The 21138-nt window shown below is 33.9% G+C and carries 17 protein-coding genes; 10 read left to right on the forward strand and 7 right to left on the reverse strand.

The window, feature by feature from the left end:
• Positions 1-23: 23 nt before the first annotated feature.
• The 5 genes from GBH57_RS00705 to ppk1 all read left to right on the forward strand — a co-directional run bounded on the left by GBH57_RS00705 (position 24) and on the right by ppk1 (position 4951).
• Complete coding sequence (locus tag GBH57_RS00705; RefSeq protein WP_151672133.1) at positions 24-794, forward strand: hypothetical protein; 771 nt, start codon at positions 24-26, stop codon at positions 792-794.
• Between the two features lie 5 nt (positions 795-799).
• Complete coding sequence (locus GBH57_RS00710) at positions 800-1414, forward strand: deoxynucleoside kinase (protein WP_151672134.1); 615 nt, start codon at positions 800-802, stop codon at positions 1412-1414.
• 103 nt (positions 1415-1517) lie between these two features.
• Positions 1518-2012, forward strand: coding sequence for a hypothetical protein (locus tag GBH57_RS00715; RefSeq protein ID WP_151672135.1), 495 nt, complete (start codon positions 1518-1520; stop codon positions 2010-2012).
• Positions 2013-2211: 199 nt separating this feature from the next.
• The gene (locus tag GBH57_RS00720; protein ID WP_151672136.1) at positions 2212-2724 is read left to right on the forward strand and encodes a hypothetical protein; all 513 of its coding nucleotides are present in this window, start codon (positions 2212-2214) and stop codon (positions 2722-2724) included.
• Between the two features lie 202 nt (positions 2725-2926).
• Complete coding sequence (gene ppk1, locus GBH57_RS00725) at positions 2927-4951, forward strand: polyphosphate kinase 1 (protein ID WP_151672137.1); 2025 nt, start codon at positions 2927-2929, stop codon at positions 4949-4951.
• 49 nt (positions 4952-5000) lie between these two features.
• Here the strand turns inward: ppk1 and GBH57_RS00730 are convergent, their stop codons facing one another.
• The 7 genes from GBH57_RS00730 to GBH57_RS00760 all read right to left on the reverse strand — a co-directional run bounded on the left by GBH57_RS00730 (position 5001) and on the right by GBH57_RS00760 (position 15515).
• A complete protein-coding gene (locus GBH57_RS00730; RefSeq protein ID WP_151672138.1) occupies positions 5001-6002 on the reverse strand; it encodes an App1 family protein phosphatidate phosphatase in 1002 nt (333 codons plus the stop codon).
• A 105-nt stretch (positions 6003-6107) separates the two neighbouring features.
• Positions 6108-8576, reverse strand: a complete 2469-nt coding sequence (locus GBH57_RS00735) for a sodium-translocating pyrophosphatase (protein ID WP_151672139.1) — start codon at positions 8574-8576, stop codon at positions 6108-6110.
• A 119-nt stretch (positions 8577-8695) separates the two neighbouring features.
• On the reverse strand, positions 8696-9733 hold the full coding sequence (locus GBH57_RS00740; RefSeq protein ID WP_151672140.1) for a T9SS type A sorting domain-containing protein: 1038 nt from the start codon (positions 9731-9733) through the stop codon (positions 8696-8698).
• Positions 9734-9872: 139 nt separating this feature from the next.
• Positions 9873-10793 carry a T9SS type A sorting domain-containing protein gene (locus GBH57_RS00745; protein WP_151672141.1) on the reverse strand — a complete coding sequence of 307 codons (921 nt, stop codon included), beginning with the start codon at positions 10791-10793 and terminating at the stop codon, positions 9873-9875.
• A gap of 308 nt (positions 10794-11101) precedes the next feature.
• Positions 11102-11629: an inorganic diphosphatase gene (locus tag GBH57_RS00750; protein WP_151672142.1), complete on the reverse strand. Its 528-nt coding sequence runs from the start codon at positions 11627-11629 to the stop codon at positions 11102-11104.
• 149 nt (positions 11630-11778) lie between these two features.
• On the reverse strand, positions 11779-14265 hold the full coding sequence (locus GBH57_RS00755; protein WP_151672143.1) for a DUF5686 family protein: 2487 nt from the start codon (positions 14263-14265) through the stop codon (positions 11779-11781).
• Positions 14266-14516: 251 nt separating this feature from the next.
• Positions 14517-15515, reverse strand: coding sequence for a pyruvate dehydrogenase complex E1 component subunit beta (locus tag GBH57_RS00760; RefSeq protein WP_262714249.1), 999 nt, complete (start codon positions 15513-15515; stop codon positions 14517-14519).
• 317 nt (positions 15516-15832) lie between these two features.
• Here GBH57_RS00760 and GBH57_RS00765 point away from each other — a divergent pair, with 317 nt between their 5' ends.
• The 5 genes from GBH57_RS00765 (at position 15833) to GBH57_RS00785 (ending at position 21130) form a co-directional block, all read left to right on the forward strand.
• Entirely contained in the window at positions 15833-16573 is a 741-nt protein-coding gene (locus tag GBH57_RS00765; protein ID WP_151672145.1) for an electron transfer flavoprotein subunit beta/FixA family protein, read from the forward strand.
• Between the two features lie 103 nt (positions 16574-16676).
• Entirely contained in the window at positions 16677-17645 is a 969-nt protein-coding gene (locus tag GBH57_RS00770; protein ID WP_151672146.1) for an electron transfer flavoprotein subunit alpha/FixB family protein, read from the forward strand.
• A gap of 172 nt (positions 17646-17817) precedes the next feature.
• Positions 17818-18441, forward strand: coding sequence for a bifunctional nuclease family protein (locus tag GBH57_RS00775; RefSeq protein WP_151672147.1), 624 nt, complete (start codon positions 17818-17820; stop codon positions 18439-18441).
• Between the two features lie 12 nt (positions 18442-18453).
• Positions 18454-20181: a nucleoside transporter C-terminal domain-containing protein gene (locus GBH57_RS00780; RefSeq protein ID WP_151672148.1), complete on the forward strand. Its 1728-nt coding sequence runs from the start codon at positions 18454-18456 to the stop codon at positions 20179-20181.
• A gap of 97 nt (positions 20182-20278) precedes the next feature.
• Positions 20279-21130, forward strand: a complete 852-nt coding sequence (locus GBH57_RS00785; protein WP_151672149.1) for a thymidylate synthase — start codon at positions 20279-20281, stop codon at positions 21128-21130.
• Positions 21131-21138: the final 8 nt, after the last annotated feature.

The following is a 21138-nucleotide window of genomic DNA, read 5'->3' on the forward strand; positions in this document are numbered from 1 at the left end:
TCTTTTTGTATCTTGCTTTACAAATGAAACAACTTTTAATAGTACTTTTTCTTGTAAGCAGCCTTGGATATAGCCAGCAATTTATTGAAGCTAAGCCCATTGAAGCTGAACATTTTATAGGGTACGACTCTTATAAAAACTTGTTTTTTACTCAGGGGATGGTTCTTTACAAAACAGGTCCTACAGGTATTTTTGAGTTCACAGATTTTCAATTAGGGCCTATTTCTTCTGTAGATATAATTAACCCACTTAATGTTGTTGTCTATTACGAACAAACAAACACAGCTGTTTTATTAGACAATAGACTTACACAAATTGAACGTATTAACTTCAACACATTAGCGCCATTTACAAACACAAGTGCAGCCACTAATGCGGGCGGAAATAAACTGTGGATTTTCAATCAAGACAATCAACAATTAGAATTATACAATTACCGCACTAACCAAACAAGAGAACTTTCGCAGCCTATAGCCGAAACTTTAAAGCGTCAAGTAAGTAATTTCAATTATTGTTATGTGCTAACCGAAAAGCAATTAATAGGTTACAATCCTTTTGGAGGGGTACTATTTACAATGCCATTTGAAAAAGGCGAAAACATATACCAATACGATGAAGATGTAGTAATTTTGCGCGATAACCAATTATTTAAAATTTCAGATAAAAACACTGAAGTCATTCCGTTTTTCAACCCTGAAATAAGTATTAAGGACTTGCAGCTAACTCAAGATTTCTTGTATATTTATGACGGCGAAAAACTTCATATATTTGCCATAAACAAACCCAAGAAATAACACATATGCACGTTGCAATTGCAGGAAACATAGGCTCTGGAAAGACCACACTAACTCGTTTATTAGCTAAACATTACAAATGGAAACCTCATTTTGAAGATGTTGAAGACAATCCTTACTTAGATGATTTTTACAATTCTATGGAACGCTGGTCTTTTAACCTGCAAATTTATTTTCTAAACAGCCGCTTTCGCCAAGTTTTAGACATAAGAGAAAGTGGTAAAAATATTATTCAAGATCGCACCATTTATGAGGATGCATATATTTTTGCGCCTAACTTACATGCAATGGGATTAATGACTAATCGTGATTTTGAAAACTACAAGTCATTATTCGATTTAATGGAGAGCGTTACCAAAGGACCAGATTTACTTATATACTTACGCAGCTCTATTCCTAATCTTGTAAAACAAATTCACAAGCGTGGTCGTGACTATGAAAATTCTATAAGTATAGAATATTTAAGCAGATTAAACGAACGATACGAAGCGTGGATAACAACATACGACAAAGGAAACCTTATTATACTAGATGTTGATGATTTAGATTTTGTAGATAACCAAGAGCATTTAGGACAAGTAATTAATAAAATAGACGCAGAAATTAACGGTCTTTTCTAGTTCGTTTTAACTGTATTTACATTTTTAAAAAACCTACTTCTGTTTAATTTATTAACCTAACAGCAGTACTTTTATTATTGAGTTTACCCCTATTCATCCCCCAATGAAAAATTTTAAAATAATACTCGTAATTTGTATTTTAGTAATTATTCAATCTTGTAAAAGTGATGACGCTTCAAGTGATTCCTTATTAATTGGAACTTGGAATTTAGTAAGCCTTCATCACACTAGCACCATTACAGGAATTGAAATTAACTCTAGCACTGTTGGAGTTGGAAGAGATATAAATTATACTTATACCTTTCAGAAAAATCCCAACGAAGTTATTTCTGAGGGAAGCTTCGCTCTTGATTTAACGACTACTAGCAACGGCGAGACTACTAAACACTCTATAGGTACTGCTGGTAGTTCAACCTCTAACTGGACTTTAGAAGGCAATCAACTTACCTATACTTGGGAGACTGGAAATCAAGTTAACACTATTACTAAACTTGAGGAGAATGCATTGATATACACATTAAATAGAACTGAAGAAAACAATCAAAATGGAACTATTGAGATAACTGTTATAGAAGAAACATATACGTTTTCTAGATAACTACACATAACATACAATTAAAAAAGCCGTTATCTATTAGCGGCTTTTTTAATTTAGAAAACTGAACTCAATAGGTAATTAGTAAATCAAATAAAAGAATACTAATCACCAACCTGTTATATATCACGTTATAAAGCTTTCGCAATACAAGCTAAAAGATTAGTTTTGCGACTTAATTACAATTAAAACAAAAAAATAGATGAAAACTTTTAAATTAATTTTAGTGCTAGCTGTTTCAATAATGGCTTTTTCTTGTGGAAGTGATGATGACAATACCCCTGCAGGACCAACATTAACAAACGAACTATTAGCAGGAACTTATAATTTAAACTTCTACAACTCAACTGATGTTGTTGTAACTACAGTATCTGGAGGTACAGTAACAACTACTATTACTGAGGTAGGTGACACTTTTGGAGGTTCAAACGTAACTTTTAATGCAAATGGAACTTTTACTTCTTCTTTTCAGTTTCGTATTACTGAAACTACAACACTACAAGGAAATGACCCTGTTGTTGAAACGTATATAATTAGTGATGAAAATTCAGGATCATATACTGTAAATGATGCTAATCAAACAATTACAATTGACGGTGAGCTAAATGATGTAATTTTATTTAATGCTACAGACTTAAGACTTCAATATAATGAAAATGGAGTTGATGGCGATGAAAGTTATACCTATACAGAGGAATTACGTTTTACAAGATAATTCGTTATCTAATATATTATTGAAAAAGCTACCTAATACGGTGGCTTTTTTTTATGCTTTATTTTTACTAAAACTTAACATTTCCAAAACATACAATGGCTTGGCAATTGACGTATTTTGCAATGTAATTTATAGCCTTATTTCTAAGCTATAACTAATAACAATATAACAGAAAATTGCATACCGCGAACGCGGCTTTCACATGTCATCATTATACAATACTAAATATTTTCACCGTGACCTTTCTTGGCTACGCTTCAATCATCGCGTACTTCAAGAAGCTGCAGATGCTCGAAACCCACTCTACGAACGCATTAAATTTTTAGCTATTTTTTCGTCAAATTTAGACGAGTTTTTTAAGGTGCGTGTTTCTGATATTCGTCAAATTAAAGATGTTGAAAAATCGCTGCGTAAACGTCTTATTCGTAAGCCTAATAAAGTGCTCAAAGAAATAAAGGCGCAAGTGGACCTTCAGCAAACTGAATTTGGGCGTGTTTTCAAAGAAGACTTAATTCCAGATTTAGCCAAACATAATATTTACTTAATTGACAATAAAAAGTTTTCACCCACTCAAAAACTTGCTGCAAAAAATTACTTTGACGAAGTAATAAGCCCACTTTTAAAAGTTCAGGTATTTAAAACTAGTGCTAAAGACGCTGTGTTTGTTAAAAATGAAGCTTTATACCTAACTACTATACAGGATAAGGATTGGTTTCAATTTGTTGAAATTCCAGCTGAAATTCCTAGATTTTTCACATTTCCGAAGCAAAACGGAAAACATTATATCACTTTCATTGATGATATAATTAGATATAATTTAAGACAAACACCCAAAGGAGAAACTAAATTAGAATACTACTCCATTAAAATATCACGTGATGCTGAGTTGTATATTGAAGATGAATTTTCTGGTGATTTAAAAGATAAAATTGAGGCATCACTTTCAAATCGAGAAACCGGGCAAGCAACACGTGTGCTAATTGACCAAAACACACCTAAATCATTACAAGAAATAATAAAAACTGCTCTTGATATTAATAAAACTGATATTGTTGCTGGTGGTACTTACCATAATTTTAAAGACTTTTTTGGGTTTCCTAATCCAACAGAAATCAACTTATCTAATGAAAAACTAACACCTTTACCACACAAAATGTTATCATCACATAAGAATATGTTTGATGCCATTGATGCGGGTGATCAATTGATTCATTATCCTTATCAAACTTTTGAACCTGTTATTCGACTTTTAGAAGAAGCTGCCGTAGATAAATACGTTAAGAAAATACGTATAACAATTTACCGCGCTGCATCTAAATCTCGTCTAAATGATGCTATTGCTTTAGCTGCCGAAAACGGAAAAGAAGTTACTGTTTTCATTGAAGTAAAAGCTCGTTTTGACGAACGAAACAACCTTAAATGGGGGAAAATCTTTGAAGAAAAAGGAGCTACAGTTATTTATAGCTATCCGGATATTAAAGTTCATAGCAAAATTCTATTAATTAGCAGAGAGATTGATGGAGTACAAAAACGTTACGGCTATATAGCAACAGGTAATTTTAACGAAAAAACCGCTGCTTTATATACAGATTTTGGACTTATGACATCTCACAAAAAAATCACTAAAGAGCTTCACAAAGTATTTCTTGTACTTGACCGCACAATAATAATTCCTAAAACGAGTCGCCTTTTAGTGTCTCCTTTTACAACCCGTGTAAAGTTTACTGAATTAGTAAATAATGAAATTGCATTAGCCCAAGCTGGCGAAGAAGCTTATATTATATTAAAAATGAATAGCCTAGAGGACAAGGATATGATTAAACTATTATATCGCGCAAGTGAAGCGGGAGTTAAAATAAGACTCCTTATTAGAGGTATTTGCTCACTAGTTCCTGGAATTAAAGGTCAAAGTGAAAATATCTATATCACGTCAATTATCGATAGATATTTAGAACATGGCCGTATATACATTTTTGGAAATCAAGGTGACGAACAAGTGTATATCGGTTCTGCAGACTGGATGACACGCAATCTAAACCACCGTATTGAAGTTGTGACACCTATTCTTGACATAAGCTTAAAAAGACGTTTACGCAACTTAATTAACATTCAAATTGCAGATAATGTAAAAGCGAGAGTGATTGATGAAAAGCAAAAAAACAACTATGTAACTAACAATAACCCAAGAGTGCAATCGCAGTTAGCAACTTACGAGTTTTTTAGATAGTAATTTTACTTCGGAAATTTTAATGGTTTAATTTTAGCTAAGTATTTTATTAAGCAATAAAGCCGTTTTCCCTAGCGTGTGCTTCTGCCAATTTACTTGAATCTACAAGCAAAGCTGGGGTTGATTTATATTCTTCAAAAAGCCCCTTTATGCGTAACATTCGTTTTTCGTGTTTTACACTTCTTAGATAAATAGCTTTAATTCTATTAGGGAATTGCTCTGCAATTTCTATATAAATATCTGCATCGTGTTCACCACTATCTCCAATGAGTATAAATTGCTGTTGAGGATACATTTCTAAAAGTTGAATAATTTCCTTTTGCTTTTGAGGTTTTTCTCCCCTTTTCTTTTTAAAAATATTACTAAAATTACGAAGTAGTATAGGTCCTTTTGGAAAATCATTTAGTGTTAAGAAAAACTCTAAATAACGATATAGATTCCACGGACTGTGACTTACATAATAAATGGGGTTTGCCTTAGCTCCAGTTGTTCCCTTATGCAACTTATGATAAAACTCCGCCGCACCCTCTAAGGGGATTCTTCTTTCTGCTCTTTTAAAAAAAGTATTAACTAAAAGCCTCCATTTAAACCTAGAAACTACACCAGTGTGCAAAATAGTATCGTCAATATCACTAATAATACCATATTCACAAGCATCGCAAGGAATAATCATTTCGCCTAGAAAGCTGTTATTTTTATTTACAGTTTTACCTTTTGGAATCCTGGTGTAACTAATTTTGTATTCCAACCATCCTTCATCATTAGCTAACAATTCTAATCCAGTTACCTGTTCATCTATTAAAAAATATCCTTTTGAATCAGTAATTGTTTTAAAAGTCCGTCCATCTGGCAACGTTAAAGTTAGCTGCGTATTTTTAACTTGATCAGTTTTAAACCTTTTAAAACTATTAATCATAAGTTTAAATAATCCTTTATTTGAAAGATCAATAGCCTCATCATCAATAGCACGACCACGTGCATAGAGATGATTTGCTTTTCCATAGCTATAAAATGTAATTATCTGAAGAGGATCTTTTTTAAAAATGCCCATACGTTGCAACCTAACTTTAGCGTATTATTTAATTTCAAGATACGCACTTAAAGAAAAAACCCCGCCATTGAGGCAGGGTTAAATTTAAAATTTATAAAAAAATATCTAGTCTTTTTTAACTTTTACATCAACACTTTTTAACTTTTCAATATCAGCTAAAACTTGCTCCTCAGTTCCTGTAAAAACCTGAACTTCTTTAGTTGTTTTTCCATTACGAGTTGTTTCAGTAATTACTTCAGCAGTAGTAACATCTCCATCTACACTCATTTCTACCATTACTTCTCTAGTAACTTCTGCTTTGTTTACTGCATCAGCTTTATCTGCAGAAAGTGACATCGTATTTCCATTTTCATCAATCATTAACATTTCAGTAGAAACATTATCTGCATTAACATCAACAGCTGAATGACCACCTAAAATAGGTGCTATAACTAAACCGATAAGACATGTAAGCTTTATTAAAATGTTCATTGAAGGTCCTGAAGTATCTTTAAATGGATCTCCTACTGTATCTCCAGTTACCGCAGCTTTATGAGCTTCAGAACCTTTATAGGTCATCTCACCATTAATTTCAACACCTGCTTCAAACGATTTTTTAGCATTATCCCAAGCTCCACCAGCGTTATTCTGGAAGATTGCCCACAATACACCTGAAACCGTTACACCAGCCATATAACCACCTAACATTTCGGCGATAGCTAATTTGTCCATCCCAAATAATAAAGGAACAAATGCAATAACTAGTGGAAAACCAATAGTCAATAAACCTGGCAACATCATTTCTTTTAGTGAAGCCTCTGTAGAAATTGCAACACATTTATCGTATTCTGGCTTTCCAGTTCCTTCCATAATTCCTGGAATTTCTCTAAACTGACGACGAACTTCTTCCACCATTTCCATTGCTGCCTTACCTACTGCATTCATTGCTAATGCTGAGAATACTACTGGTATCATTCCACCTACAAAGAGCATTGCTAAAACTGGTGCTTTAAAAATGTTAATTCCATCGATTCCTGTAAATGTAACGTATGCTGCAAATAATGCTAATGAAGTTAATGCTGCAGATGCAATAGCAAAACCTTTTCCAGTTGCTGCAGTTGTATTACCTACCGAATCTAAAATATCTGTACGCTCTCTAACAATTGGTTCTTGTTCACTCATTTCGGCAATACCACCAGCGTTATCACTAATAGGTCCGAACGCATCAATAGCTAACTGCATTGCTGTTGTTGCCATCATTGCAGATGCTGCTAATGCTACACCGTAAAATCCTGCAAATGCATATGATGCCCAAATTGCTCCAGCAAATAATAATACAGATGGGAATGTAGAAATCATACCAGTTGCAAGACCTGCAATAATGTTTGTTCCTGCTCCAGTTGATGATTGTTGAACAATTTTAAGAATTGGTTTTTTACCTAGACCTGTATAATATTCTGTCACCGCAGAAATTACTGCTCCCACTACTAAACCAACTAAGGTTGCATAAAATACGCGCATTGAAGAAATTTCTTGAAGACCTTCACCAAAGAATTCCATTTGCATTGTTTCTGGCAACATCCATTTACATAAACCAAAACAAGCTACTGCAACTAATAATATAGATGCAATATTTCCTTTATTTAAAGCTCCCATTACTTGGGCTTCTTTCGCATCATTACTGCTAATTTTTACAAGCATCGTTCCTAAAATAGAAATGATTATTCCAACACCTGCAATAGACATTGGCAATAAAATAGGTCCAATTCCGCCAAAAGCATCAGCGATATTTCCACCCATATCTTTAATTACATAGTTTCCTAGTACCATTGCAGCAAGTACTGTTGCAACGTATGATCCAAATAAATCTGCTCCCATTCCGGCAACATCCCCTACGTTATCTCCTACGTTATCAGCAATTGTTGCTGGGTTACGAGGATCATCTTCTGGAATCCCTGCTTCTACTTTACCTACTAAATCTGCTCCAACATCTGCTGCTTTTGTGTAGATACCTCCACCTACTCTAGCAAACAATGCAATTGACTCAGCTCCTAGGGAGAAACCTGCTAATGTTTCAAGAACGATTGTCATATCCATTGTATTAGTCCAAACACCTCCCATAAAATAGTGAAAGAAAAAGATGAAAAATGCCGTCAATCCTAGCACTGCAAGACCTGCGACACCCAGACCCATTACTGTACCACCACCAAAAGAAATTTTAAGTGCTTGAGGTAAACTGGTACGAGCCGCTTGTGTTGTTCTTACATTTGTTTTAGTGGCTATTTTCATACCTATATTACCCGCAAAGGCAGAGAATACTGCTCCACAAATAAAAGCCACTACAATTAGCCAGTGTGTTGTAGGAACCACAAAAGACACCACTGCTAACAAAATACTTACTATCACAACAAATATTGCTAGTAAGCGATACTCAGCATTTAAGAATGCTAATGCACCTTCATAAATATGATCACTAATCTCCTTCATCTTTCCATCTCCCGCATCTTGTTTCAACACCCAAGATTGCTTGATCCACATGTAGATCAAACCTAAAATCGCCAAGATTATTGGCACATAAATCATCATTGCTTCCATATAATTTAATTGGTTTAATTAAGTATCTAAAAGTAACAAAATTAACTACATATAAAAAACCCCTAATTACATATAAAAAGGGGTTCTAAGTATTTAAAAGTAGACTCAAATCGTCTGTCTTAGTTAACTATTAATTTTTTAGTCACTTCATTATTTCCTAGCCTTATTTTAATAAAATAGACTCCTTTAGCTAGATTTGAGACATCCATATTATTATTAACTAATACAAACGTTTTAACACGAGCACCTAAGGCATTATACATAGTGATCTCAGTATCTACAATATTAACACCAATTAATGAGACAAAAGCTTTTCCTGGATTAGGAGCAATTATAAAATTTTCTAAAGCTACCTCATCTACACTTAGAGTGCAAGTACTATCGCTACCGCATTCTACATCAATAATAGCGGGAATATTATCAGAGAATTGAGGTAAATTATTTTGACCTGCATTACCTGAACGCGTTCCTTGAAACTGACTTACACTACAATCTTGAATATCGCAAGACGAGTTACTAATGTCCATTTTGTAGTATCCAATCAAATTTGATTCTGTCCCTGATAGTTCAGTATTATAGTTGTCTGCAATTTCAGTAGATGTTCTTGCGACATCCCAAATACGAACCTCATCGATGTTACCTTTAAAAAATTCATCATCAGGAGAATCAGTTCCATCATAACTCCCAATCTGTGTAGTAGCTGTTGTACTAAGTGTAGTCACAGTACCTGTATAATTCTCTAAAGATAATGGTTCTAAAACTCCATTGACATACAAAGAAATAGTATTATCGATATTAAAGGACATCGCAACATGATACCATTCGTTGTTTTCAAGAACTTGTGTTCCATTTACGAAACGCGCATTTATTGTAAAACTTTCACTAACATATGCACTTAACCTTTTATCGTCCCTAATTTGTAGGCCCCAACCTCTAAAAAAGTCATCTTCCACGCCAAGTTTTGATATTACTTGTTGAAAACCAGCATTACTTTCAAGGTAAACCCACGCTTCTAAAGTAAAAGTATCAGTAGGCTCGAAAGCGAAATTTTGACCTAGTTCAATGGTATCTTCAAAACCATCAAAGTTTAAAGAATTGTTTTGTGCAGTTGATAAAGTAACAATAAAAAGACAAATATAAAGTGTAATTTTTTTCATAATAAGTTAATCGAAAGATTAAAATGTTTTTAAATAAGTCCCTATTAATTATAAGACTTACTGAATTAATGATGTAATGATTAATAAGTGATTAAAGTTTTTTATTATAAACTATATTGAAGCTTATAATAACATTAATTTAATCCTTTATCAATTGATATGTGCTTGAAGAATCTGCGGATTTAGCCGTTATAAAATAAATCCCTGTATTTAATAAAGACAAGTCTATTTCTGAGGATGTAGCATCAATTACACTTTCTGTAACTTTTTGACCCAGAGCGTTAAAAATCGTAACATAGTTAATCACCATAGGTGCATCAAAGAACAAAATATCGCTTACTGGATTTGGATAATATGTAAACCCGTTAAGGCTATGAGATGGACTGCTAAGAAGATTGCACTCCCCTTCTATTAGATACAAAATCTCAGCATCTGGATTAATATAACCCCAAGTAGCACCATTATTAGGAGAATAGGCTGCTATATTACCACTAAATGAATTATTAGTAGCTTGAACCGCTCCCAATTCACCTCCTGAAATTTCGACATGATAACTTAACCAATACGATGTTGACATTCCTATTTGACCTTCTAACAAAACAGGATCTATTTCATAAACAACTTGAATTAAATCTTGAGTTGAATATGAAACAAGTATAGTGTTTGAAACAGGAACTACAGACTGAGTCTCTATTAATTGACCTGGAAGAGAATCTAAATCGCTATAAAAAGACAAATCTATGTTAGTAATTGTTACACCAGATTCAACAAGAAAATTGTACGTCAATCGAGTTACCGTGAAATCTGTATCTGCTGCTATAGTAATGTCATTTGCTAGTACTTGAGGTGTTGTACTGTACGTATTATAAAACAACTCAATAGCATCACTAGTAACCTCTTCAGCACAAGGAGTTTTTAAATAGGAGGAAGATTCAGCTGTTTGATTTTCAATAATTGACTCAATATTTAAAGAATCTTCAGACTCAGCAAGGAATAATGCCGTTTGGCTAAATGTAGTTACACTACTTAAAAGCAATAACAACAATGTAATTTTTTTCATAATAAAGAATTTAAAAGTTAATACTACTCTAAAGTGATGCTATAAAAAATTCAGTAAAGTCTTATAAAAGGTTACCACTTAATTAATCAAAATTTATTAATTAAGAATCTTTATAAGCAATGCATCAAACCTCATTAACCTATCAACTCCCAATATTACCTTAATAACATTTAATATAAAATAGTAAGTAGTTAACCGCTAATCAGTAATTAGTATCTGTTGCTATAAATTGTATAAGTGTAACAAACCAAAAAACCCTGTCAAAGTAATTTTTGACAGGGTTTTTGTAATCTATAAAATTTCAGAGCTTATATCGTGAAATTTCCATTTGCTTTGTGCTCACTGTTATCATAACGCTCAACACATTTATTAAAAATCTCGATTGCTTTAGTAGCATCTCCCCATCCACCTACATCAACACGTTTTTTCTCTAAGTCTTTGTAAACTTGAAAAAAGTGCTCGATTTCTTTTAGGGTGTGCTGGTTCATATCACTTAAATCGTTAAGTCTACTCCATACTGGATCTGAAACTGGCACACATATTACTTTTTCATCTGGTCCTTTTTCATCTGCCATGTGGAAAACCCCAATAGGCTTAACCTCTACCACACACATTGGGAATGTAGGCTCTCCTCCTAATACTAATACATCTAATGGATCTCCATCTAGTGCTAATGTTTCTGGAATAAAACCATAGTCTGCTGGATACATCATAGATGAAAAAAGCATACGGTCGAAACGAATTTTCTTTAAGTCGAAATCGTATTCATATTTGTTTCTGCTCCCTTTTGGGATTTCGATTAGAACATCAAAAGATTTGTTTTCTGAAAGTGTCATATTATAATTTAATTAAGATTTTGGCAAAGCCGAAATTCTATTTTGATTCTATTTATTTCTAAAATTTTTATTTCTAATAACTATTGTGGTTTCTTAAAATTTCCGAAGAAATATTTACATAAAACCCTTAAGCAATAATCTTGCCTGATTTAAAAATCAAATCCAAAACTTCCCGTAAATCCATATTTACGAGCATCTGGATGAGAAACTTCGTTTAGGTAATTTCCACGTACATTAAAATCGATACGGAATACTTTGAAAATATTTCCAATACCCACACTATACTCATAGTATGGCTGAGTTGGCGCTTGATAAACGATGTTCGACCTATTTAAATCAATATTAGATTGGCTTATATTTCCTATCACCGTTCTAAAACCGATTACCTCTCGTAAGTTTAAATCACGAATCCAAGGAATACGCTGGAAAATACGTCCACCAAAATTGTGCTGAAAATGTACAGACACATATTCGTCACTTACAAATTCGTAAAAATCTAACTGAGAAAAGGTATTATAAATACTAAATAACGTTTGATTTCCAGGAATAGGATTTAATAAACTAATGTTAACATCACCAAAAGTTTTACCAGCCTCAACTGTTGTTGTTAACCTACCTATACCTCCTATATTCCAAGGTTGTGTGTATAAACCTTGAATACGTTGATAATCGAAATCACCACCTAAAACATCCTTTAAACCTTTAGTATATCCTAAGTAAATACTTGCAAAGTCACCAGAATTAATTGTTGTACGCTCAACTCCATATCCTGTGGTTTTACGTTTTGGTGTATAGAAAAACCCAAGTTCTACTTCAGGTTGATGTACGTCATCGCCTATTGTACCATCTTCTTTTAGATAATTAATTGAAAACGTTTCAGTAGCTGTACGTAATACTCTATAAGATCCAGTTAAACGGACATTAAAATTTTTAGCTGGTTCTATTGAAAACCCTACTGTTCCTAATTTGATACGTGTTAACCTGTCATTTGCTCCCACAGTAACTAATGAGGAAGATGCTAGATTTCTACCCAAAACATCTGTGGTGGATGTTAAACTTGCACCTGTCTGTTCCACATCTTTTCTAAAACCACCATATGCAGTAAGTCGGCTTTTACGATCTAAAAGTATTTTCCCTGAAAGACCGTATTTTAAACGCTGATCTCTAAAACCATACGCTCCAAAACCTTCTAATCTCCAAGGGTCATTTTGTCCAAAATAAGTACGACCCCCCAAGCGGACTCTAAATCCTTCTGCTTCATTAAATCCAAAAATTGAAAATACAGGTCCAACATCGAAGTTATCAACTTCGTAATAGCCACTCGCTAAAATAGACCCAATACTATATAAAGCCTTAAACCTTGGTACAGTTTTTAGCGTATCGAGCATTTTATAAACACTTTGCTCATCGCCATTTAATTTTTCTAAACGATTTTGTTCCCAGAAATCATCTGGCCTATTATACACCTCATATTGATAAGGATCTACTTGAGATTTGTAGAACTCCTTTGGTTTAGGAATATCAAATTTATAGTTATCATATAACGTAGTTCGTTTACCATAAATACCACGAGCTTCTTCTTTATCTCTAAAACTAAAATCACTCATAAAGTAATCTCTAGTTATTAAAAATGTTGAGTCGTTAAGCACATCATATTCTTGTTCAATATACACATCACGCACCCAGTTTAGATTAGCACTCTTAGTGGCCTGCATATTAATTTCCTTAATTGCCCAAGTAGTATCATTTACCCAAAAATCACCTTTAAATGTGAGTTCGTTTTTACGACGTGGATAGTACACGATGTTATAACACCATTTATCTCCTCTAAAAGTACTATCAATTAATGCATAATTATATACATCAATTCCAGTTCTAGAAAGCGGACTTGTAAATGCTTTGTCGAAAAATTTTAAGTAGTTGTCATAAATATCATAATCCGCATAAAGATCTTTTAAATAAGCAATTAGCGTATTATTATTATCAAAACCCGAATTTTTATTTCCTTCTAAAACCTCTTTAACATCTTTTAGTTTATTATCTCCATAAACTTTAGAAAATGCCTCATTGATAAAAATTGGCAAGTATGTATTACCAGTAACTCTTGATGTATCCACCTCATCAAAGATGAATTCCATGCCTTTAAAAATCTTACTTTTAATTAATGCACTATCAATTGTATTTAAATCAAATTCTAGCTTCTCATATTTATCGTAAGCATATTGATCAAATTTCTTAACCCCATTATCACGTCTATTCTCCCAAATTTTACGAAGTATATCAATTGCAGGATTATTCTTTTTCGATTGTTTTCCAGAAACAATAACAACCTCATCAAGCGCAGCTGCTTCTTCTTCAAGAACAATTTCCATCTTGTAGTTGCTTCGTTCTAAAAGTTCAATTTCCTTAGTAACATAACCAACAAAAGAAACTACTATAGTAGAATATTTAGTATCACTTTCTAGATAAAACCTACCTTCTTCATTAGTTATAGTACCTTTAAAACTATCTTTAAAAACTACATTAGCAAAGGGCACTCCTTGACCTTTGTCATCTGTTACAAATCCACTCACTTTTGTTTGAGAGAAAACTGTTGCCGTGATGAGCACAAGTAATAACGTAAATAAGTTTTTCATAGAAATTGCTTTCTTCCTTTGCTTCATAGAGTTTGCAAATTTACATACAATAGTTGTGTCTTAGTTGGTAAAGGAATCCTAAAATTACATCAAGATGAATTAATAACAGAAAGCGCCCATTATAACCACAAGAAACACTAAAAATTGAACTAATTTTCAATCAAAAAAGCCTGTTACAGTTATGTAACAAGCTTTAATTTTAATTTTATTCGGCTATTAAACCGTCAGTAATGCTTACTAATTTCTAAAAATTAATCACGATACATCACTTTCTTCACAGCCTTAACAACATCATCGCTATTAGGCAACCATTCTTTTAAAAGTTCTGGTGAATAAGGCGCAGGAGTATCTGCTGTATTTATTTTTACAATAGGTGCATCTAGGTAATCAAACGCCTGACTTTGCACTTGGTATGTAATTTCTGTAGCTACATTCCCAAAAGGCCAAGCCTCTTCAAGAATAACTAGTCTGTTAGTTTTCTTAACCGATGTCAAAATTGCATCGTGATCCATAGGGCGAACAGTTCTCAAATCGATAATTTCGCATTCAATACCTTCTTTCGCTAATTCTTCTGCTGCTTTATAAGCATCCTTAATTATTTTTCCAAAAGAAACGATAGTTACATCTGTCCCTTTTCTTTTAATTTCAGCAACACCAAGTGGAATCAAGTATTCTCCTTCAGGAACTTCACCTTTATCACCATACATTTGCTCACTTTCCATAAAAATTACTGGATCATTATCACGAATAGCGCTTTTCAATAATCCTTTAGCGTCCGCTGGATTAGAAGGAACAACCACTTTTAAACCTGGAGTATTTGCAAACCAGTTTTCAAAAGCTTGTGAGTGAGTTGCTGCTAATTGGCCTGCACTTGCTGTAGGACCTCTAAAAACAATAGGACAATTAAATTGTCCACCACTCATTTGACGTATTTTAGCTGCATTATTTATAATCTGATCAATCCCCACTAATGAGAAATTGAACGTCATATATTCTACAATTGGCCTGTTACCATTCATTGCACTACCTATAGCTATACCTGCAAAACCAAGTTCCGCAATAGGAGTATCAATAACACGCTTAGCACCAAACTCGTCTAACATTCCCTTACTAGCTTTATAAGCACCGTTGTATTCGGCAACTTCTTCACCCATTAAGTAAATAGACTCATCGCGGCGCATTTCTTCGCTCATCGCCTCGCAAATAGCTTCTCTAAATTGAATTGTTTTCATATTTCGACTCCGCTTAATAATTTTCGCGGTTTGTTTTTATATTAATTCTAAATATCTCTGGCAAAGCCGAAACTTTAATTAAGTCACAACTTCTTCTGAAATTTTAAGGAAAACAAAAATAGTATTTATTTCCCAAAAAGCACACGCTACTATTCAATCACTTTACCCCTTGTAAAAACTAAGGAAATTTCAAATCAATAACATTTCAGATCAAAAAAATACTATGCACGCATAGTAAATTAGGTTTTATTTCGTTATCTTTGGCGACCGTATTATTGAATATTTTACATTTAAACAATACGCTAAATAAAATACCTAATTAAAAGAAAATATATATGAAGATTCTTGTATGTATTAGCCACGTGCCTGATACAACTTCAAAAATTAATTTTACAGATGGTGACACTGCATTTGACACAAATGGAGTAAACTTTGTAATTAACCCTAATGATGAATTTGGTTTAACCAGAGCAATGTGGTTCAAAGAAAAGCAAGGTGCTAGTGTGCACGTTGTAAACGTAGGAGGTCCAGAAACAGAACCTACTTTGAGAAAAGCATTAGCAATTGGTGCAGATGAAGCAATTAGAGTAAACACACCTGCTACTGATGGTTATGCTGTAGCGAAACAATTAGCAGCCGTCGTAAAAGATGGAGGTTACGACCTTGTAATTGGTGGACGTGAGTCAATTGATTATAATGGAGGAATGGTTCCTGGTATGCTTGCCAAAATGCTTGATGCTAATTTTGTTAACACGTGCATTAGCCTAGAAGTAGCTGATAGCAATGTAACTGCAATTAGAGAAATTGACGGTGGTAAAGAAACTATAAGCACATCATTACCTCTAGTAGTTGGTGGTCAAAAAGGATTAGTTGAAGAAAGTGATCTTCGTATTCCTAATATGCGTGGTATTATGCAAGCTCGTAGCAAGCCACTTACAGTTAGAGAACCAGTAGATGCTAACTCTGAAACTAAAACAGTTTCTTTTGAGAAACCAGCACCTAAAGGAGCAGTTAAGTTAGTTGATAATGTTGATGATCTTATTAACTTATTACACAATGAAGCGAAAGTAATCTAAGGATTGCGCGTAACAAAAATGAATTACAAATCACAAAATGTAATTTCTTAATACTTTTTCAAAAGAGAATTAAGAGTTGAATTTTGGAAATTTATATAAAACTATGAGTGTTTTAGTATATACAGAATCTGAAAATGGTTCATTCAAAAAAACAGCGTTTGAAGTCGTTTCTTACGCAAAAGCAATTGCTAACGAAATGGGAACAACAGTTACTGCTGTTTCTGTAAACGGAGGTGATGCATCACAATTAGGAACATACGGTGCAGATAAAGTACTAGAAGTTTCTAATGATAAATTAAACAATTTTAATGCAGAAGCTTATGCTGATGTTGTTGCTCAAGCAGCAAAAGCAGAAGGTGCTAAAGTTGTTGTATTAACATCTAGTGCAGATGCAAAATTCATGGCTCCGTTAGTCGCTGTTAATCTCGAAGCAGGTTACGTACCTAATGTAGTTGCAGCACCAGAAAGTATTTCGCCTTTTAAAGTTAAGCACAGTGTTTTTACAAACAAAGCATTTTCATTAACTGAAATCTCAACAGATGTAAAAGTTGTAGGATTAGGTAAAAATGCTTTTGGATTAAAAGAAAACGCTGGAGCAGCTGCTGCTGAAGCTTTCAGCCCATCATTATCAGACGACGACTTTAATACTAAAGTTGTTTCCGTAGATAAGGCAACAGATAAAGTAACTATTGCTGATGCAGAAATTGTTGTTTCAGCTGGTCGTGGCTTAAAAGGTCCTGAAAACTGGGGGATGATTGAAGAAATGGCAGAAATTCTTGGAGCAGCAACAGCTTGTTCTAAGCCTGTAAGTGATATGGGATGGAGACCACACGGTGAACACGTAGGGCAAACAGGAAAACCAGTAGCATCTACATTATATATTGCAATTGGAATTAGTGGAGCAATTCAGCATTTAGCCGGAATCAACTCTTCTAAAGTGAAAGTTGTAATTAACAATGATCCTGAGGCACCTTTTTTCAAAGCAGCAGATTACGGTATTGTAGGTGATGCCTTTGAAATTGTACCACAACTAAACGAAAAATTAAAAGCTTTTAAAGCCCAAAACAACTAAGAACAGACGTTAAGCATTTTCTTTTTATTAAAAAGGAATTGTTTCGACACTATTTTTTGTTAATTTGTGCCACTGAAAAAGGCTGTTTAAACATGGAAACATCCTGTCTAAACAGCCTTTTCTATTTGAGTCCGCACCTCTGCGTACTGCTACTGAAAACGTATTATTGACAATGAGCTTAGTTCGCTTAAACATAAAAGGAATCTCTTATAGCCAAACGCAAAATGGAGCCTACGCCCTCATTTTGAGTGAAGTTGATGGAGACCGAAAATTACCAATTGTTATTGGAGCTTTTGAAGCACAATCTATCGCGATTGCATTAGAAAAAGAGATAATGCCTCCAAGGCCATTGACTCACGACCTTTTCAAAAACTTTTCTGACAGATTCCAAATTGTAGTTAAACAAGTTATCATCCACAAACTAGTGGATGGCGTTTTTTACTCTAGTATTATTTGCGAACGAGAAGGTATTGAAGAAATTATAGACGCAAGAACCAGTGATGCAATTGCATTAGCACTACGTTTTAAAGCCCCTATTTTTACTTACAAAGGCATTCTTGAAAAAGCTGGAATCTTCTTGAAATCTGGCAAAAAGAAGAAAGATAAAAAAGTAGATGAAGATGCCGTTATTGAGGAACTTTTATTGAGTGATGATGCTGAATCTGTAACAACAGATACAGATGAATTAATCGATGTTTCTCTTCAGGAATTAAACGAAATGTTAGATGCAGCAGTAGAAAATGAAGATTACGAGCAAGCAGCTAAAATTAGAGATGAAATCTCTAAAAGAAACTAATACAAGTCCTTTATGAAATCAGTTTTAAGTTTATTGTGCGCTCTTTTTTTCTTCGGAAATGCGCTAGGTCAAACTATTGAAAAACAATGGAATTTTGACGCAATAACAGATGCAAGTGAAACTTCACTGCTCGACATTGACAAACAAAATGACGTGTTCGAGTTTAAAGATGGAACATTTCAGTATTCATTGAAAGCTGAAAATAACTATAACGCCTCCGGAGATTACATCTTTCAAAACAACTTATTAGTATTATTCTTTAATACACCAAACGATACTATAAGAAGATATCACGTTACAGAACTAACTGATACAACATTAAAATTTACTGAAAACAACACAATCTATTCATTAATAGGTGCAATTGAAACTCCTGTAGAAGTATTAGACGAAACACCAACGGAGAACAACATTGCTCTCGATTCTAATTTAGGATTGGGTATCTCCGCAAACAGTATAGGTAGAGGATTAATAGGAATGCTGTTTTTAATTACAGTGTGCTTTTTATTAAGTGCAAACCGACGTAAAATTAACTGGCGTCTTGTACTAACAGGACTTATTCTTCAAGTATTGTTTGCAATATTAGTATTAAAAGTTGATTTTGTAGCTTACGGTTTTGACTGGATATCTCGTAAAGTTGTAGACTTTTTGAACATCGCAGAACAAGGAGCTCTATTTGTTTTTGGAAAATTAGTAGATCCATCAGCTAGTATGGGATACATATTTGCGTTTAAAGTACTGCCAACAATTGTTTTCTTTTCAGCCTTTACTTCATTGTTATATTACCTTGGTATTTTACAAGTTGTTGTAAAAGGACTAGCGTGGGTAATGAGTAAAACTATGCGTTTATCTGGTGCAGAAAGTCTTGCGGCAGCAGCAAATGTTTTTATAGGTCAAACTGAAGCACCACTAGTTGTAAAACCATACTTAGATAAAATGACTAAGTCTGAAATGCTCTGTCTTATGGTAGGTGGAATGGCTACAATAGCAGGTGGAGTACTTGCCGCTTTCATTGCTTTTTTAGGAGGAGACAACCCTGCTGAGCAAGCAATTTTCGCAAAACATTTATTGACAGCTTCAATAATGTCAGCCCCTGCAGCTATTGTAATTGCTAAAATTCTATACCCAGAAACCGAAGAGGTTAATAGCAAACTTGACATTTCAAGAGAAAAAGTAGGCACTAATATACTAGACGCTATCTCAAGAGGTACAACTGACGGACTTAAACTTGCTGTAAATGTTGGTGCAATGCTTTTAGTATTTACAGCATTAATGGGTGTTCTCAACTGGATGCTAGGAGATTTAATTGGAGATTTCACAGGTCTCAATGGTCTTATTGCAAGTAGTTCAGATGGAAGATATGCTTCATTATCGATGGAATACATTCTAGGTAACGTGTTCGCTCCTGTCGCTTGGATTATTGGTGTACCCGCAACAGATATCACAACAGTAGGTCAGTTATTAGGTGAAAAAACAATTTTGAACGAATTTTACGCATATGCTTCACTTAGTAAATTAAAAGCTAGTGGTGCAATTACAAATTACCGCTCAATAGTTATTGCAACTTATGCTTTATGTGGATTTGCAAATTTTGCCTCAATTGGAATTCAAATTGGAGGTATTGGAGTTCTTGCACCAAAACAGAGAGGTACTTTAGCTAAATTTGGTATTAAAGCCTTAATTGGAGGTACTGTTGCAGCGCTTCTAACCGCGACAATTGCAGGGATGTTAATTGGCTAAATTACGTTTAGTTAATAACTAATTATAAATGCAAAATCAGCTTTTTCCTGTAGCTATAATCTTTCACTATTTTTAGCGTTCTATATTTTCAGAAATTATGAAACAATATCACGACCTTATTGAACACGTGCTCGAGCATGGAAGTCTTAAAAGCGATAGAACTGGTACAGGTACTAAAAGTGTATTCGGATACCAAATGCGATTTGATTTAAGTGAAGGTTTCCCTATGGTAACTACTAAAAAATTACACTTAAAATCTATTGTACACGAATTGTTATGGTTTCTCGCAGGAGATACAAACATAAAATATTTAAAAGAAAATGGTGTCCGAATTTGGAATGAATGGGCTGATGAAGAAGGTAATCTAGGACCCGTTTATGGCCATCAATGGAGAAACTGGAACAATGAAGAAATCGATCAAATTTCAGATATAGTACATACACTTAAAACCAATCCAGATAGCAGAAGAATGCTAGTTAGCGCTTGGAACCCAAGTGTAATGCCAGATACTTCTAAGCCATTTTCAGAAAATGTCGCTAATGGTAAAGCAGCACTTCCACCCTGCCACGCATTTTTTCAGTTTTATGTAAGCGCCCCTGAGGTTGAAGGAGATGATAGTACACGAAAATTATCCTGTCAATTATACCAACGAAGCGCAGATATTTTTCTAGGAGTACCTTTCAATATCGCATCATATGCATTATTTACTCAAATGATGGCTCAAGTATGTGGATATCAAGCAGGAGATTTCATTCACACTTTTGGTGATGCACACATTTACACGAACCATATGGAGCAAATTGAGCTTCAATTATCTAGAGATCCAAAACCTTTACCGAAAATGATTATCAATCCTAAGGTAAAAGACATCTTTGGCTTTAAATTTGATGACTTTACATTAACAGACTATAATCCGCATCCACACATTAAAGGTGTTGTTGCCATTTAACCCCGAAT

It is taken from the genome of Patiriisocius marinus, assembly GCF_008974325.1.
In the GTDB taxonomy this organism is placed as follows: domain Bacteria; phylum Bacteroidota; class Bacteroidia; order Flavobacteriales; family Flavobacteriaceae; genus Patiriisocius; species Patiriisocius marinus.